Raw genomic sequence first — 13844 nt, 5'->3', positions numbered from 1 at the left:
TTTCCTTTGTTCGTGCGGGGTTGTTGTGCGTCAGCCGGCAGCGGTTGCTAGCATTCGACGACGTTGACGGCGAGGCCGCCCATGGCGGTTTCCTTGTATTTGGAGGACATGTCCTTGCCGGTTTCGCGCATGGTGATGATGACCTCGTCGAGGGAGACGCGGTGGGTGCCGTCGCCCCAGAGCGCCATTTTCGCGGCGTTGATCGCTTTCGCGGCGGCGATCGCGTTCCGTTCGATGCACGGGACCTGGACCAGCCCGCCGATCGGGTCACAGGTCAGGCCCAGGTTGTGTTCCATCGCGATTTCCGCGGCGTTTTCCACCTGCGCCGGGGACCCGCCCATCACCTCGGCCAGGCCCGCGGCCGCCATCGACGACGCCGACCCCACTTCGCCCTGGCAGCCCACCTCCGCCCCGGAAATGGATGCCTGTTCCTTGTAGAGGACCCCGACGGCCCCGGCGGCGAGCAGGAACTTCACCACGACGTCGTCGCGGTCCTGCTGGCCGGCCTGGTCCATGCCGGGGGCGAAATGCAGCGCGTAGAACAGCACCGCCGGGATGATCCCGGCCGCGCCGTTGGTCGGCGCGGTCACCACCCGCCCGCCGGAGGCGTTCTCCTCGTTCACGGCCAGGGCGATCAGGTTCACCCACTCCTGCCAGTACTTCGGGTCATGGAAGTCCTGGTCCTGGCCGTCACTGTCCGGGGTGCCAGGTTCCAGGCGTGAGCTTTCCTTCTTCAGCCGCTCGTACCAGTCCGGGGCCCGCCGTCGGACCTTCAGCCCGCCCGGCAGCACACCCTCACGCTTCAACGACGTGGCCACGCAGTCCTCCATCACGGACCAGATATGCAGCAGCCCGGCGCGGATCTCCTCCTCCGTGCGGGAGGCCTTCTCGTTGACCAGCATGACATCGCTGATGCCCAACCCGGTTTCCCGGCAGTGCTCCAGGAGCTCGGCCGCGGTGCGGAACGGCAGCGGCAGTTCCTTCTTCGACTCCTCCAGCTCCTGCTGCGCCGCGTCCTCCTCACCCTCACGCACGATGAACCCGCCACCGACCGAGAAGAACGTCGCCGAATGCAGCACAGTGCCCTCGGCACCGGTGACGGTGAAGGTCATCCCGTTGGTGTGCCGCGGCAGCACGGTCAAGGGCCGCAGCACCATGTCCTTCACCCCGTAGGGCAACGCCACCGCCCCGGCCAGCTGCAGCACACCGGTCTCCGCTATCGCAGCCAGCCGGGCCTCCACCTCATCGGGCAGGATCAGCTCCGGATGGAACCCCTCCAACCCCAACAAAATCGCGGTCATCGTCCCATGCCCATGACCGGTCGCCGCCAGCGACCCGTACAGGTCCACCCGCAACCCCGCCACCTCCGCCAGCACCCCGGAAGCCTTCAACTCCTCCGCAAACACAGCAGCAGCCCGCATCGGCCCCACAGTATGGGAACTCGAAGGCCCGATCCCAATCGAAAAGAGATCAAAAACACCAACAGCCATGAGTGGTTCCTAACGAGAAGAGGTGCCGAGATGGCAGTGCGCGCTGGTGTTCGTACTAATTACTGCCGCGAACTGCCATCTCGATGCGTGGTTGGGGCTAGAGCCCCGGGTAGAGGGGGTGGGCTGTAGCCAGGGCCTCGACGCGGTTCCGCAGCCCGGAAAGGTCCGTATCGGCGTCGGCCGTTAAAGCCTCGGCGATGATGTCCGCAACCTCGCGGAACGCTGCTTCGCCGAACCCGCGTGTGGCGAGTGCGGGCGTGCCGATGCGGAGGCCGGAGGTGACCATGGGCGGGCGGGGGTCGAAGGGAACGGCGTTGCGGTTGACCGTGATGTCGATCGCCGCGAGCCGGTCTTCGGCCTGCTGGCCGTCGAGTTCGCAGTTGCGCAGGTCAACCAGGACCAGGTGGACGTCGGTGCCGCCGGAGATCACGTTGATGCCCTTGGCGGTGACGTCGGGCTGGACCAGGCGCTCGGCCAGAATGCGGGCACCGGCCAGGACGCGCTCCTGGCGTTCCTTGAACTCGGCAGACGCGGCGATCTTGAACGCCACGGCTTTGCCGGCGATGACGTGCTCGAGTGGCCCGCCCTGCTGGCCCGGGAACACTGCCGAGTTGATCTTCTTGGCCACGTCGGCGTCGTTGGACAGGATGATGCCGCCGCGTGGACCGGCGAGGGTCTTGTGCGTGGTGGACGTGGTGACGTGCGCGTGCGGCACGGGGGAGGGGTGCAGTCCGGCGGCAACCAGTCCGGCGAAGTGGGCCATGTCCACCATCAGGTAGGCGCCCACCGAATCGGCGATGCGCCGGAATTCGGCGAAGTCCAGCTGCCGTGCGTAGGCGGACCAGCCGGCCACGATCAGCTGCGGCTTGTGCTCCTGGGCCAGGCGCTCCACCTCTGCCATGTCAATGGTGTGGGTGTCTTCGCGGACCTGATACGGAACCACGTTGTAGAGCTTGCCGGAGAAGTTGATCTTCATGCCGTGGGTGAGGTGCCCGCCGTGGGCCAGATTCAGGCCCATGATGGTGTCGCCCGGCTTGATCAGCGCGTGCATGACTGACGCGTTGGCCTGGGCGCCGGAGTGCGGCTGGACGTTCGCGTACTCGGCGCCGAAAAGGGCCTTGACACGGTCGATCGCCAACTGCTCGATCACGTCCACGTGTTCGCAGCCGCCGTAGTAGCGCTTGCCGGGATAACCCTCGGCGTACTTGTTGGTCAGCACCGAGCCCTGCGCCTGCATGACAGCAGCGGCCGTGTGGTTCTCGGACGCGATCATTTCCAGGCCGTCGCGCTGGCGGCCCAGTTCGTCGTCGATCTTTGCGGCGATCTCAGGGTCCAGCTCGGACAGGTCAGCGTCCAGGGACGGGGAGATGACCTGCTCGAAGGCTGCCGTTGCGGCAGCGGCGCCGCTCACAGCTCGCCGCCGTTGGCTGCGGCGTACTCTTCTGCGGACATGAGCGGGCCTTCTTCAGTGACCGCCACCTTGAAGAGCCAGCCGGCGCCATAAGGGTCGGTGTTGATGAGGGCGGGGTCCGAGACGACGCCGTCGTTGATCTCGACGACCTCGCCGGTGACCGGGGCGTAGAGGTCGGACACGGACTTGGTGGATTCCACCTCGCCGCAGGTTTCGCCGGCAGTAACCGTCGAGCCAACATCGGGGAGGTCCACGTACACAATGTCACCCAGGGCGTCGGCGGCGACAGCGGAAATCCCGACCCCCGTGGGCCCGGACCCGTCACCGGCAACCCATTCGTGCTCGGCGGAGTACTTCAGTTCAGCAACAACTTTGCTCATGTGTAATTCCTTCGTTAGATGTGGAGAGTGAGCGAGCGTATGGTTCAAACGTGCGAAAGGTGAGAGAGCGTCCGAGGGCCGGCGGAGCCGGGCTTTTCGAAAGCGTGCGTCAAAGCGACGAAGGAGCAGCACGCGTGAAAAGTCCGGTCTGCCGGCACGTACCCGGCCGCGAGGGGAGTTACTTCGTGCGCTTGTAGAACGGGAGTTCAACTACTTCGAACTTCTCTGGCTTGCCGCGGAGGTCGATGTCCAGGACGGTGCCGGGGGTGGCGAATTCGACGTCGACGTAGGCCATGGCCACGGGGTAGCCGAGCGTCGGGCTGGGCTGGCCGGAGGTGACCTCCCCCACCAGGGAGCCGTCCTTGAGGACGGGGTAGTGGGCGCGGGCTGCGCGGCGGCCGGTTCCCTTGAGGCCCACCAGCTTTTGGCCGACCGTTGATCCGAATCCGGCAGCCTTGATTGAGGCCAGCGCCTCCTTGCCCACGAAGTCGCTCTCCTTGGTGAGCGACACAACGGGGCCGAGGCCCGCGGAGTAGGCGTTCACGTGGCGGGACAACTCGTTCCCGTACAGCGGCATGCCGGCTTCAAGGCGGAGCGAGTCGCGGGCGGCGAGGCCGGCGGGGATCAGGCCGGAGCCTTCACCTGCTTCCAGCAGCGCGTCCCAGAGCCCGGCCGCGTCCAGGTTGCCGATGTAGATCTCGAAGCCGTCCTCGCCGGTGTACCCGGTGCGGGCCACAAGGAGATCCTGGACCGCACCGCTGACGGTGATGCCCACCTCAACGGCGGCGTAGTACTTGAGTTCCGTGACCAGCGGGTGCTGGTGCGCCGGGACGAGCTTCAGCAGGATTTCTTCGGCCGCCGGTCCCTGGATGGCGATCAGCGAAGTGTCGGCAGAGGCGTCCTCGACGGCGACATCGAAGTCCGCCGCCCGCTCCAGGAGTGCCCTGGCCACGACGGCGGCATTGCCCGCGTTGGGAACCACCAGGTACTGGTCCACGCCTTCCTTCGGGGAAGGGCGGCGGTAGGAGATGAGGTCGTCGATGATGCCGCCGTCGGCGTCGCACATCAGTGAGTACTTCGCCTTGCCGACGGCAACCGCGGAGAGTTTTCCGGCCAGGGCGTAGTCCAGGAACGCTGCGGCGTCGGGACCGGTCACCCAGACTTCACCCATGTGGGAGAGGTCGAACAACCCGGCAGCATTGCGGACCGCGTGGTGTTCCGCCAGCTCTGATGCGTACTTGAGCGGCATCTGCCAGCCACCGAAGTCCGTAAAGGAGGCGCCGGCTTTCTTGTGCTGCTCGAACAGGGCAGTGTATTTCTCGGTCATCAAGAATCCTTACTGTTGCCGGTGGTCGAGCCTGTCGAGATCCAGGTTTCGACCGGCTCAACCAACGGGTGAATTAGTTTTCGAAGTCTTCGAGCGGCGGGCAGGAGCAGATGAGGTTGCGGTCCCCGGCTGCGCCGTCGATGCGGCCGACGGGCGGGAAGTACTTGTCCTGCCGCAGTGCAGAGACAGGGAAGGCGGCCTGCTCGCGCGGGTAGGCGCGGTCCCAGTCAGAGCTGACGACGGCGGCTGCCGTGTGGGGTGCGTTGCGCAGCGGCGAGTTTTCCAGGGAGAAGTCCCCGGCGGCCACCTGATCGATTTCGGCGCGGATGGTGATCATCGCGTCGATGAAGCGGTCGATCTCGGCGAGGTCCTCGGACTCGGTGGGCTCCACCATCAGCGTCCCGGCCACCGGGAAGGCGAGGGTGGGGGCGTGGAATCCGAAGTCGATGAGGCGCTTGGCCACGTCCTCGGCGGTAACACCCGTCTTCGCGGTCAGTTCGCGCAGGTCGAGGATGCACTCGTGCGCCACCAGCCCGCCCTCACCCGTGTACAGCACAGGGAAAAACTCGTTCAGCCGGGACGCGACGTAGTTGGCCGCCAGGAGTGCGGCCTTCGTGGCCTCGGTCAGGCCCTCGCCGCCCATCAGCTTCACGTAGGCCCATGAAATGGGGAGGACACCGGCGGAGCCGTATCGTGACGCGTTGATGGCCACGCCGTGGCCCTCCTCATGCGCGGCTTTATTGGCGTCGCCCGGCATAAAGGGTGCGAGGTGTGCCTTTGCTGCGACCGGTCCGACGCCGGGGCCGCCCCCGCCGTGCGGGATGCAGAAGGTCTTGTGCAGGTTCAGGTGGGACACGTCGCCGCCGAACTTGCCCGGCTGAGCCAAACCGACCAGGGCGTTGAGGTTTGCGCCGTCGACGTAGACCTGCCCGCCGGCGGCGTGGATGGCGTCGCAGACCTCGCGGACGTCGGCGTCGTACACACCGTGGGTGGAGGGGTAGGTGATCATGATCGCCGAAAGGGCGTCCTTGTGCGCCTCGATCTTCGCGGTCAGGTCCGCGTGGTCGATGGTTCCGTCGGCGGCGGTGGCCACGACCACAACCTTCATGCCGGCCAGGACCGCGGAGGCAGCGTTGGTGCCGTGCGCGGACGCCGGGATCAGGCAGACATTGCGCTGGTCGTCGCCGCGGGACAGGTGGTAGCCGCGGATCGCCAGCAGCCCTGCAAGTTCACCCTGGGAACCGGCGTTGGGCTGGATGGACACCTGGTCGTAGCCGGTGATCTCGGTGAGGTCGGCTTCCAGGCCTTCAATCAGTTCGCGCCAGCCCTCAGTTTGCGAGTCGGGGGCGAACGGGTGGATTGAGGCGAATTCGGGCCAGGAGATGGCTTCCATCTCCACGGTGGCGTTCAGCTTCATGGTGCACGAACCCAGCGGGATCATGGTACGGTCCAGCGCCAGGTCGCGGTCCGAGAGGCGGCGGATGTAACGCAGCAGCTGGGTCTCGGAGCGGTGGGTGTTGAACACCGGGTGCTGCAGGTAGCCCGACGTGCGGAGCACCGTTTCGGGCAGCTCGTAGCCCTGTGCGTCCCCGATGGGACCGGCGCCAAAGGCGACGGCAACAGCGGAAAGTGTTGCCGCCGTCGTCGTCTCATCGATGGAAACACCCACAGTGTCTTCGTCGACGAAGCGCAGGTTGATGCCCCGGGCCTCAGCCGCGGTGATGGCCTTGCGGGCCTTGCCGGGGACACGGACGGTAAGGGTGTCGAAGAAGGAGTCGTTGACGAGCTCCCGGCCCACCTTGGCGAGGGCGGTGGCGAGCACCCGGGTGTTGTTGTGGACCCTCTCGGCGATGGCCTTCAACCCGTCCGGGCCGTGGTAAACGGCGTAGAAGGAGGACACGATGGCGAGCAGCGCCTGGGCGGTGCAGATGTTCGAGGTCGCCTTTTCCCGGCGGATGTGCTGCTCGCGGGTCTGCAGCGCGAGACGGTAGGCGGGGGCGCCTGCATTGTCCTTGGACACGCCGACGATGCGGCCCGGCAGGGTGCGTTCCATGCCCGTCCGGACGGCCATGTAGGCCGCGTGCGGGCCGCCGAAGAACAGCGGAACGCCAAAGCGCTGGGTGGAACCGACGGCGATATCGGCGCCCTGCTCGCCCGGAGGGGTGATCAGGGTGAGGGCGAGGAGGTCGGCAGCGACGGTGACGAGGGCGCCGCGTTCCTTGGCTTCAGCGATGACCGCCGACTGGTCCCACACCCGGCCCGAGACGCCGGGCTGCTGCAGCACGATGCCGTTGATGGCGCCGTCGGGCAGTCCGTTGGACAGGTCGGCGACCTCCACCTCGAAGCCGAGCGCCTCGGCGCGGCCCTGGACGATGGCAATGGTCTGGGGAAGGCAATCGGCATCCAGGACCGTCTTGCCGTCCTTGGCGTCCTTATTCTTGTTGGCCCGGCGCATCAGCAGCACCGCCTCTGCCACGGCGGTGGCTTCGTCCAGCAGCGACGCGTTCGCGACCGGAAGCGCGGTCAGGTCCTGGACCATGGTCTGGAAGTTCAGCAGCGCCTCAAGCCGGCCCTGGGAAATTTCAGGCTGGTAGGGGGTGTAGGCCGTGTACCAGGCCGGCGCTTCCAGGACGTTGCGGCGGATGACGGCCGGGGTGATGGTGTCGTAGTAGCCCTGGCCGATCATCTGGACCGCGGTCTTGTTTTTGGCGGCGATCCGGCGCAGCTCGGCCAGGACCTCAACCTCGCTCATGGCGGCCGCCAGCCGGAGGGCCTTGTCCTGGCGGATCGAGGCAGGGACGGCAACGTCCACGAGACCGTCCACGCTGTCGTAGCCCACGGCTTTGAGCATCGCGTCGACGTCGGCCTGGCGGCGCGCGCCGATGTGCCGGTCGGCAAAAGTCGATGGAAGGGATTGAATCGTCATGAGGAACTCCAGGTCTGGCCGGCCACGGGTGGCACGGCATGGTTTGGGTTCCTCCCCGCTCTGTATTGGACCTGAGAGATTCCGGTTGAGCCTGTTTGTGGCAGGCCCCGCCTTGCACCGTCGGTGAGTCCGGCACCCCTCGTCAAAGGGATGTGGCCGGGCTGCTTTCCAGAGTCGCCTCGCCGTGACGGTACATGGGCCTGAGAGATTCCTGGGGAGGATTTGCTCCTACGGCGCCTGCCCGGTGTTGCTCCGGGAGGACTCTCCCGTCACAGCTCGAAAGGCTTATTCAAATTTGGGGTGATTCGGCTCACAAGGTACAGGCTGAAGGGCTTCGAAAGCAAATCGGTCCAGTCATGACGGCCGGGATCAGCCGGTTCGCGACGTTGTTGCGGGCAGGGGTTTGACAATCGTTCGTGACCGGAACCACACTGAACCCGTGATCGGCGTCCCCTGCCGGACTGGCTCAACCTACTCTGGGCAGTCCGTGCCGGGATGGGGCTGGAAATGCTCCGCAACTGATCACGACTTCTAACTTAAAATGCCTTTGACCTGCGGCGGGAGAGTCCTGCCCGGTACATTCAGCAGGCGCCGTAGGAGCAAACCCTCCCCAGGAAACTCTCAGGCCCCCGTACCGCCGCGGAAAGGCAACTCTGGAAAGCAGCCAGGCAGGTCCTGGCTCACCGACGGTGCAAGCACGCCTTTATGGCTGCGGAAACTCTCAGGTCCTGTACAGAGCGGGGAGGAACCGAATCTTTGTGGCACCTGACGGTGCTGCTTGAACGATGGAGTTCCTCATGACGATTCATCCCCCGACGTCCCCCAGCGGCCAACCACACCCAGGCAAAGCCCAACACAGCGAACCGCCGCACCTGGAGCGGCAGCTCAGCAACCGGCACATCCAGCTCATCGCCATCGGCGGAGCCATTGGCACAGGCCTCTTCATGGGCTCCGGCAAAACAATCTCCGCGGCCGGCCCGTCCGTGATCTTTGTGTACATGATCATCGGGTTCATGCTGTTCTTCGTGATGCGGGCCATGGGCGAACTGCTGCTGAGCAACCTGAACTACAAGTCCTTCAGCGATTTTGCGGCCGACCTCCTGGGGCCCTGGGCCGGGTTCTTCACCGGATGGACCTACTGGTTCTGCTGGGTGATCACCGGCATCGCCGACGTCATCGCCATCGCCGGGTACTCCCGGGAACTTTGGCCCTCGCTGCCGCTCTGGATCCCCGGGCTGGCCACGGTCGCCATTCTCCTGCTGCTCAACCTCGCCACCGTGAAGGCGTTCGGTGAGACGGAATTCTGGTTCGCCCTCATCAAGATCATCGCCATCGCAGCGCTGATCATCGTGGGCCTGTTCATGATCTTCACCGGGTTCCAAAGCGACGCAGGAGCCGCCGGGTTCAGCAACCTGTGGAGCCACGGCGGTTTCTTCCCCAACGAATTCATGGGATTCGTGGCCGGCTTCCAGATCGCCGTTTTCGCCTTCGTGGGCATCGAGCTGGTTGGCACAACGGCCGCCGAGGCCAAGAATCCTGAACGGAACCTGCCCAAGGCCATTAACGCCATCCCCATCCGGGTGCTGCTCTTCTACGTCGGCGCGCTGATCATCCTGATGTCCGTCACCCCCTGGACCCAGTTCGCGGCTGGCCACAGCCCCTTCATCGGAATGTTCTCCCTGGCCGGGCTTGGAGCCGCGGCAACCATCGTCAACCTGGTGGTCCTGAGCTCCGCCATGTCCTCCGCCAACTCGGGCATCTACTCCACGTCCCGGATGGTCTTTGGCCTGGCACAGGAAGGCGACGCTCCCGGCATCTTCAGCCGCCTCTCCACGAGGAAAGTACCCAGCAACGCGCTGTTCCTGTCCTGCGTGCTGCTGCTCTCCGGCGTCGTCCTGATGTATGCCGGCCAGGACGTGGGCAAGGCCTTCGAGATGGTCACCACCGTGTCCGCCGTCTGCTTCATCTTCGTCTGGTCCATCATCCTTGCCAGCTACCTCGCCTTCCGGCGCCGCCGCCCGCACCTGCACGCGGCGTCCACGTTCAAAATGCCCGGCGGCATCCCCGTGGTGTGGCTGATCTTCGCCTTCTTCGCCTTCGTCCTTTGGGCCCTCACCACCCAGCCCGACACCCTTGCCGCGCTGCTGGTCACCCCCGCATGGTTCCTTGTCCTGGGCGTTGCGTGGGCCATCCTGCGGCGCCGCCCGGCACATCTCGCCCGCTTCGCCGTCTTCCAGGCCGAGCTCCGGGCCGATGAGGCTGCAGCGGGCCGCAGCAAGGGGGCAGTGAACGACAGGACTCCCCAGAAAGAGCAGGCGCCGAAGTGATCGGCACGGAACTGACGGGTGCGGCAAGCGAGCGGGTCACCCGGTCAGGCACCAAACCACATACGCGGGCGTCCCGGGAAGTCAGGAGCCTTCCCACCCGGCTGGAGATCATCCCGACGGAGGGCATTACCGCCGGCGTCCGGGCCCACGTTCCTGCGGGGTCCACCATCACCGTGACGTGCCTGCCGCACCATGGCATCGCGCGGACCATGCAGACGGCGCTGCAGCTGGCCGGTATGGGATACAGCGTGGTCCCGCACCTTGCTGCCCGGAGCATCGGGAGCCGCGGGCAGCTGGAAGCCGCGCTGCGGGATTGCCGGGATGCAGGGATCAGGGAGGTGTTCGCCATCGGCGGTGATGCTTCGGAAGCTGCGGGCCCGTACAGCAACTCCCTTCAACTGCTGGAGGACATCATGGAGCTGTCGGGCGGGGACATCTCGGCGGGAGTGGCGGGATACCCGGAAGGGCACCCGCATCACGGCGAGCTCCAGATGCTCGACGCCTTGCTGGAAAAGCAGCACCTGGCATCCGGCGTCACCACCCAGATGTGCTTTTCCGTTCCCCGGATCAGCTGGTACGCGGAAACCCTCCGGCGCGAAGGTGTCCAGCTGCCCATCTGGGCGGGGGTGCCCGGCGCCGTCCCCCGTGCCAAGCTCATCGCGCTCGCGGCAAAGATCGGCGTCGGCCCGTCCCTGAAGTTCCTCACCCGGCAGGGGCCGCTCGGCCGCCGTCTGCTCAGCGGCGGCAGCTACTCGCCCCTGCCGATCCTGGACCAGCTCCGCGATGTTACGGAGATTGCAGGCATCCACCTGTACACCTTCAACAGCCTGGGCCATGGAAACCCGCAGGCCACGTCATAGAAGTTAAGCATGCTTAGTGTTGATCCACTTAGGATGGAGAAGCACGGCAGCCCACCGCTGCAGGTCGATTTGAATGAAGGTGACCATGGCCAAGAGCAGCAATCCCGCAGTACGAATCGCACAGGAAACCGCCCACAACGCGGTGTTCGACGCCGACGGCAAGCCCAAGGCGGGCGTCCACAACATGCTCTTGAAGGCGGTGGAAATCCAGCGTCCACTGGTGGTGGCCTACATCCGCCGGCTGCAAAAGAAGCATCCCCGCGCCACGGCGGCGCAGCTGGCGAACATCCTGGAACGCGACTACCTCCGTGCCGTCACCGGCGGGGGTGCAGTGGTGGGCGCTACCGCCGTCGTCCCCGGGGTGGGAACGGTGGCGTCGCTGGGACTGTCCGCTGCCGCCACCGTGGGGTTCCTGGAAGCAACAGCCCTGTACGCGACGTCACTGGCGGAGCTGCACGGCATCCGCCTCACCAACCCCGAGAAGGCCAGCACCATGGTCATGGCCATCATGCTTGGCGAAGAGGGGACGGCGCTGCTGGGAACCCTGAGCGGCCAGGCCGCGGGCAGCGGAGTCAACGCCACCAGGGCCTGGGGCAGCATGCTTTCCAAATCCATGCCCATGCCGGGATTCAGCAGCATCCGGAGCAGGATCCAGAAGGCTTTCCTCAAAAACCTCCTCAAGCGCCAGGGCACGGCACTGTTTGGCAGGGCCCTGCCGTTCGGCATCGGGGCTGTGGTGGGTGGAGCAGGTAACCTCATGATGGGCCGCGCGGTGGTGTCCAACGCCAAAGAAGCGTTCGGCCCCATGCCGGACACCATTCCCGGGGAGCTTAAGCCCACCGCTGCCGCTCCGGACAACCTGACGCTGGAAGGCAACACACTTGGATCTCAACGCTGACCTCGGCGAATCATTCGGCTCCTGGACGATGGGAGACGACGCCGCGATGTTCCAGCTGGTGACCAGCGCCAACGTGGCCTGCGGGTTCCACGCCGGGGACCCCATCACCATGCTGGACAGCTGCCGGGCAGCCTACGAGCTCGACGTCACGGTGGGTGCGCACGTCGGCTACCGCGACCTGCCCGGCTTCGGCCGGCGCTCCCTGGACACAAGCTTCGATGAGCTGTTCGGCGACGTGCTGTACCAGCTGGGCGCGCTCGACGGCGTTGCCCACGCCGTGGGTGCCTCCGTGGACTACGTGAAGCCCCACGGCGCGCTGTACAACCGGCTGGTCCACGACGCCGGGCAGGCCTCGGCTGTGGTTGCAGCGGTCAACGCGTACGATCCCGGGCTGCCCATCCTGGGACTGCCGGGCTCGGAACTGCTGAAGCAGGCACAGGAAGCCGGGCATCCGGTGTTCATCGAGGCCTTCGTGGACCGTGCCTACCGGGGCGACGGCACGCTGGTGCCGCGCTCGCAGGAAGGTGCCGTCCTGCACGACGTCGATGCGATCGTTGAGCGCGCAGTCCGACTGGCAACCAAGGGCGAAGTGGTGGCCGTCGACGGAACAGTGGTGCAGGTCCGGCCGGATTCCCTGTGCATCCACGGCGACACCCCCGGTGCCGTGGAGATGGCCGCGGGCGTCCGGGCAGGACTCGAGGCAGCCGGCGTAGAGCTGGAGCCGTTCGCGTAGGCCGCCCTCCTCAAGCAACGCGGGGTCACTCCTGGCCCGCCCGAGGCCGTTTATGGGGCGTTGCCTGACCCCGCGTTGCTGTGCAGGAGCTGGCTCACCCGAAAATCAGGTGCGCCACCGTAAAGATCGCCAGCCCCGCCAGGGACCCCACAACTGTTCCGTTGATCCGGATGAACTGCAGGTCCTTGCCCACCTGCAGCTCTATCTTCTGCGAGGTTTCCTCCGCGTCCCAGCGGGCAACGGTATCCGTGATGACCCCGGCAATGTCGGACCGGTAAGTCCGCACCAGATAGCCGGCGGCGTCGCCGATCCAGGCGTTGACCTTGCCGGCGAGTTCGGGGTCGTTGACCAGCCTGGAGCCGAAGTCGCGGACGGCTGCCTTGAATTTGATGGTGAGGTCGCTGTCGGGATCCTCCACGGCGCCGAGCAGGGCGTTCTTCACGGTTCCCCACGTGCGCGACGCGAGTTCCCGGACCTCCGGGTCGCCAAGGACCTGGGCCTTGATGTCCTCGGCGCGGGCGATCATCACAGGATCGTGCTGCAGGTCCTGGGCAAGGTCGTTCAGGTACTTGTCGATGGACTGCCGGACCTGGTGGTTCGGATCGGACTGCACGGCACGCACGAACTTGAGGAACTCGATGTAGACCTTGTCGCCCACCAGCCCGTCCACGAACTGCGGCACCCAGGTTGGCGAACGCTCCGAGACCAGCCGGCTGACCGTTTCGTGGTTCTCGCTGACCCAGTCGGCCGCCCGGTCCACCAGCAGGTCCACCAGCTTGTGGTGGTGCCCGTCGTGGAAAATCCGCTCCGCCATCCTGCCCACCGGAGGTCCCCACGGCGGAGTGAGAAGGTGCTTGCGCACCATTCCCTCGATGACGGCCTGGACGTCGTCGTCGTTCAGGACCTTGAACAGGCCCCGGATGACCGCCGCACCCTCTTTGGCCACCCGGTCGGCGCCGGCCGGAGCGGCCAGCCATTCGCCGGCCCGGCGGGCAATGTTGACGCTGGCCAGCTTCTCCTGCACAACCTGCTCCGAGAGGAAGTTGGTCTCCACGAACTCACCCAGCGAGGCGCCGATCTGGTCTTTGCGCCGCGGAATGATGGCAGTGTGCGGGATCTTGATGCCCATCGGGTACTTGAACAGTGCGGTCACAGCAAACCAGTCGGCCAGCGCGCCCACCATGCCGCCTTCCGCCGCCGCCCGAACGTACTGCAGCCACGGGTACTCCTTCTGCAGCGCGAAGGCGAAGACAAAAACCACTGCCATGGCGATCAGCAGGCCCAAGGCCACAAGCTTCATTTTCCGCAGCGCTGCCGCCTTTTCGGCATCGCCGGCGCTGAATTGGCGGCCGACGGCGGCGGCACCTGCCTGTGCGTCCGCCGGCACCGCGCGGGCTGGCTGGGCCGGGGCTTCCTGGGTAGTTGGCTCAGAGTTCACCTGCATGTGCCAAGCCTAGCCCCGCAGCAGGGGTGTGGTCGGCTACCGTGTCTC

The 13844-nt window shown here is 66.0% G+C and carries 10 protein-coding genes and 2 riboswitches; of the genes, 4 read left to right on the top strand and 6 right to left on the bottom strand.

Annotation, left to right across the window (positions count from 1 at the left end):
- Window positions 1–47: 47 nt before the first annotated feature.
- The 5 genes from B5520_RS18935 to gcvP all read right to left on the bottom strand — a co-directional run bounded on the left by B5520_RS18935 (window position 48) and on the right by gcvP (window position 7534).
- Window positions 48–1490, bottom strand: coding sequence for an L-serine ammonia-lyase (locus tag B5520_RS18935; RefSeq protein ID WP_079598613.1), 1443 nt, complete (start codon window positions 1488–1490; stop codon window positions 48–50).
- 97 nt (window positions 1491–1587) lie between these two features.
- Window positions 1588–2901, bottom strand: a complete 1314-nt coding sequence (glyA, locus tag B5520_RS18930; RefSeq protein WP_079598612.1) for a serine hydroxymethyltransferase — start codon at window positions 2899–2901, stop codon at window positions 1588–1590.
- Window positions 2898–3281: a glycine cleavage system protein GcvH gene (gene gcvH, locus B5520_RS18925; RefSeq protein ID WP_079598611.1), complete on the bottom strand. Its 384-nt coding sequence runs from the start codon at window positions 3279–3281 to the stop codon at window positions 2898–2900. The genes glyA and gcvH overlap by 4 nt, the downstream gene beginning before the upstream one ends.
- Before the next feature lie 178 nt (window positions 3282–3459).
- On the bottom strand, window positions 3460–4608 hold the full coding sequence (gene gcvT, locus B5520_RS18920; protein WP_079598610.1) for a glycine cleavage system aminomethyltransferase GcvT: 1149 nt from the start codon (window positions 4606–4608) through the stop codon (window positions 3460–3462).
- A gap of 73 nt (window positions 4609–4681) precedes the next feature.
- Window positions 4682–7534 (bottom strand): aminomethyl-transferring glycine dehydrogenase, encoded by a 2853-nt coding sequence (gcvP, locus tag B5520_RS18915; protein WP_079598609.1) that lies wholly within the window; start codon window positions 7532–7534, stop codon window positions 4682–4684.
- Window positions 7535–7712: 178 nt separating this feature from the next.
- Window positions 7713–7813, bottom strand: a riboswitch (glycine riboswitch).
- A 269-nt stretch (window positions 7814–8082) separates the two neighbouring features.
- Window positions 8083–8181, top strand: a riboswitch (glycine riboswitch).
- Window positions 8182–8331: 150 nt separating this feature from the next.
- Between gcvP and cycA the strand changes: the two genes are divergently transcribed.
- The 4 genes from cycA to B5520_RS18895 all read left to right on the top strand — a co-directional run bounded on the left by cycA (window position 8332) and on the right by B5520_RS18895 (window position 12352).
- On the top strand, window positions 8332–9861 hold the full coding sequence (gene cycA / locus B5520_RS18910; RefSeq protein ID WP_079598608.1) for a D-serine/D-alanine/glycine transporter: 1530 nt from the start codon (window positions 8332–8334) through the stop codon (window positions 9859–9861).
- Window positions 9858–10721, top strand: a complete 864-nt coding sequence (locus B5520_RS18905) for a methylenetetrahydrofolate reductase (RefSeq protein ID WP_254865643.1) — start codon at window positions 9858–9860, stop codon at window positions 10719–10721. Before cycA ends, B5520_RS18905 begins: the two co-directional genes overlap by 4 nt.
- 85 nt (window positions 10722–10806) lie before the next feature.
- Window positions 10807–11619 (top strand): hypothetical protein, encoded by an 813-nt coding sequence (locus B5520_RS18900; RefSeq protein ID WP_079598662.1) that lies wholly within the window; start codon window positions 10807–10809, stop codon window positions 11617–11619.
- Complete coding sequence (locus tag B5520_RS18895) at window positions 11603–12352, top strand: LamB/YcsF family protein (protein ID WP_079598607.1); 750 nt, start codon at window positions 11603–11605, stop codon at window positions 12350–12352. The genes B5520_RS18900 and B5520_RS18895 overlap by 17 nt, the downstream gene beginning before the upstream one ends.
- 94 nt (window positions 12353–12446) lie before the next feature.
- Here the strand turns inward: B5520_RS18895 and B5520_RS18890 are convergent, their stop codons facing one another.
- Window positions 12447–13796, bottom strand: coding sequence for a DUF445 domain-containing protein (locus B5520_RS18890; RefSeq protein ID WP_079598606.1), 1350 nt, complete (start codon window positions 13794–13796; stop codon window positions 12447–12449).
- Between the last annotated feature and the right edge of the window lie 48 nt (window positions 13797–13844).

Origin of the sequence: Arthrobacter sp. P2b (genome assembly GCF_900168295.1) — a bacterium.
Lineage (GTDB): Bacteria > Actinomycetota > Actinomycetes > Actinomycetales > Micrococcaceae > Arthrobacter.
This window is presented reverse-complemented; position numbering and strand designations above follow the sequence as displayed.